Here is a 3,170-nt window from a genome sequence, read left to right on the forward strand (position 1 = left end):
TCGGGAATGCGCCCTTTGGCGGCACGATCGGCTTTGAACCCCGCACCCCCGCCAATCGCTTCGGGGTGACGCCTTATGGCACCTATGGCAGTTTCAATACGCGTGCAGGCGGTGTCGAGGTCGATTCAGGCAAGACGCGCTTCGGCTCCATGGTGCTCGATCTGCAGCACGAGGAAACGGATGGATATCTGACCGGCTCGGGCGAGCGGCGTAACAATCTGCTTTTCAAGGACGTCGCAAGACTAGGGGAGAACACGACCCTGACTGTGCTGACCACCTATAACTGGGAAAATCAGAATACCACTCAGGGGGCGACGCTGGCGCAGTATCGCAAGTATGGCAAGGATTACGGGTTGTGCTTTAACGCGACATTGCAGTGCTATGCCGGGTATCAGCCGAGCACCTATACCTCCGACTTCGATTATGTCGACATCAAGAGCAAGGTTCTGCCCTGGCTCACCGTCGAGAACCGGCTCTACACGAACGGCTTCGAGCATGATTACACGGAATCGATCGATGCCAGCTCGGATGATCCAGGCGCCAATGGCGTGACCTTCTATTCTGCGAGCGGCAAGAAGCTTGCGACGTACAAGAGCGACGTGCCCGGCAAATATGCTGATGCCAAGTTCCGCGATTACGGCGATACCCTGACCTTCAAGGCGCATACCTCTCAGGGCGATGTGCTGCTCGGTGCCTGGGCTGATCTGCAGGATGATCGGCGCTATACCTATGCACTCGACCTGACAAAGGGCGGGATCATGGTGCCTGGCAAGAATGGCTCGGCCTATAGCTATGACATCTCGGATTTTAATACGACGGTGCAGCCCTATCTCGAATTCGACTGGAAGCCGTTCAAAAACACTATCATCAAGCCCGGCATCAAATATTCCTATTTCCGGCGAGACTATGATGCTGCGGTCAATAAATCGACCAAAGTGCCGCTGAACGCGACCCAGAAATTCACCTCATGGCAGCCGTCGATTTCTGCCAATCAGATTATTCTGCCGGGTTGGAGCGCCTACGCCCAGATTGCGCGCGGCTTTCTGGCACCACCCATGAGCGTGTTTCAGACTCAGAATGTCGGCAATGTCAGCCCCGAAACGACGCTGAACTATCAGCTCGGTACAGTGGTGCAGCAGAAGCGCTGGACGGTGTCGTTTGACGCCTATTACATCAATTTCTCCAATTTCATTGCCTCGGCTCAGATCAAGGTGCCGGGCTTCGGCACCCAAAGCACTTCGGTCAATAGCGGTGGTGCGATCTACAAGGGGCTCGAAGTCGAAGGGCAATACGCCATCGGGCATGGCGTGTCTCTCTACGGCAATTACAGCGTGAATGACGCGCAATACAAGCACAGCTCTGTCCGTGTTGCGGCGACTCCCAATGTGCTCGCGTCTTTCGGCGTGCTCTATGACGATAACAAAGGCCCCTATGCCTCGCTCATCGGTAAGTTTGTGGGGAATCATTATGGGCTCGACAGCACCACCAACAGCAGCGGCAACACGGTCTTTGCCAATCAGTACCGTATCGGAAGCACCACTACGGCCGATCTCGCTTTGGGGTGGCATTTCAAGAAGCTGGGCGGCTTCATGCGGGACGTGACGCCCAGCCTCAAGATTTCGAACCTGTTCAATAATCGCGCGATCAGTGATTTCGCTGGAAATCAATCAGCAGCCAGCGCGGGTTATCCCGATGGTGCGCCGCTTTACTGGCGTCTGGCAGGGCGCTCCGTGTTCTTCAACCTGACCGTCACCCTCCCATGAGAAGAGCGCTCCTTCTCTCTTCGTTGATCGTGCTCGGGTCGAGCCTGGCGCCTTGTGAGGCTTCCCCTGCAGGGCTGAGCGTGTCGGCTTCCTCGCCTGGCGCGCAGGACAGGCTCGATCGCGTGGTGCTTGTTGCACGGCACGGCATACGCAGCCCTACGCAGGACCCGGCCACATTGGCCCGGGAAACCGGGGTGATCTGGCCTGAATGGCCTGTCGTTGCGGGGCAGTTGACCGATCACGGTCGGGCTACGCTGCGGGTCATGATGGAGGATATCGCCCGATTCTATGATCTGGCCTGCAAGACGATCAGACACTCCGCACAGCAGAGACCCTGCCTGTCGCGGCCCGCTCCCGTCATCTGGGCCGACTCAGCCGATGAACGCACGATGCAGAGCGGCGAGATCATGGCGGCTGCCTTTACGCGTAACGACGCCATCGGGGCGCAGGGTCTCTTCCTAGGGAAGCGTGATCCTCTGTTCGAGGGTGCATCCCCCGGCTTCATCACGCAGAATTACGGGGCCATCCATCAGGACGTCGAGGGCGCGCGGGAGGAAGACCGCGATCACCGGTCCGCAGCAGTAAGCGAGGGACTTGCATCCCTTCAGGCCTTCCTCGCGCCGCGAGGATGCGCAGACAACACCGAGCCTTGTTTTGCCGAAGCGCTTACGACCGGGCAGAAAAAAGGCCGCCCAGTGCTGGAGGGGGGAGGCGTTCTGGCGGCATCTCTCGCTGAAAATCTGCTTCTGATCTACGTCGAGGGCCTCGATCGGTCACACCGGGAGCAGACTAGTCCAGACTGGGTAAAGCGGATCGATCCTCGGCTCCTGTCTCGCGTCCTTCCCGTGCATGAGGCCATGGCGCGTCTCACACGGCGCCGGGGTGTGCTCGTACAGGAGAAGGCGCATCTGCTGGCAGAAGTGATTGAGCGTTTTCTCTCTGGTGAGGCGGTGAGGCTGTCCGACACCATGCCGCTGGGGCGCACCACCCGCTTCCTGGCTTTTGCCGGGCACGACACGACACTGGATGCCCTTGCCGCTCGTTACGGTCTGGACTGGCATTTCAGCGATCAGCCAGATGGCACAGCGCCTGACACTACAATGGCATTCGAGCGCTGGCTGAGCCCGTCCGGGGTGGTGTCGTATCGGGTGCGTTTGTTCCATCAATCCCTGGCGGCGTTGCGCGAGGGCAGGGGGCTCGACCTGCGTCATGGCGGGGCCGTCCTGCTCGCGCCGGGCCGCCTGTGAGGTCGGTCCGCACGCGTCGAAATCCGTGAGCCAGGTCCTGGACAGGTACCGTAGAATATCCCTCTTGGCGGAGTCGATAAAAATAGCATAGATCGCAGATCATGACGACCGCGCTTCTCTCACTTCCACTCTGGATGCAGTTCCTGGCAGGATTTGTCCT

2 protein-coding genes are annotated in these 3,170 nt (G+C 59.0%); both read left to right on the forward strand.

What is annotated here, in order from left to right:
* A partial coding sequence (locus C0V97_RS16465; RefSeq protein WP_127103626.1) for a TonB-dependent receptor occupies window positions 1–1,763 on the forward strand: 1,763 nt, incomplete at its 5' end.
* Window positions 1,760–3,010, forward strand: coding sequence for a histidine-type phosphatase (locus C0V97_RS16470; RefSeq protein ID WP_127103035.1), 1,251 nt, complete (start codon window positions 1,760–1,762; stop codon window positions 3,008–3,010). The genes C0V97_RS16465 and C0V97_RS16470, both read left to right, overlap by 4 nt.
* Window positions 3,011–3,170: the final 160 nt, after the last annotated feature.

It is taken from the genome of Asaia sp. W19, assembly GCF_003994335.1.
Classification (GTDB): Bacteria; Pseudomonadota; Alphaproteobacteria; order Acetobacterales; family Acetobacteraceae; genus Asaia.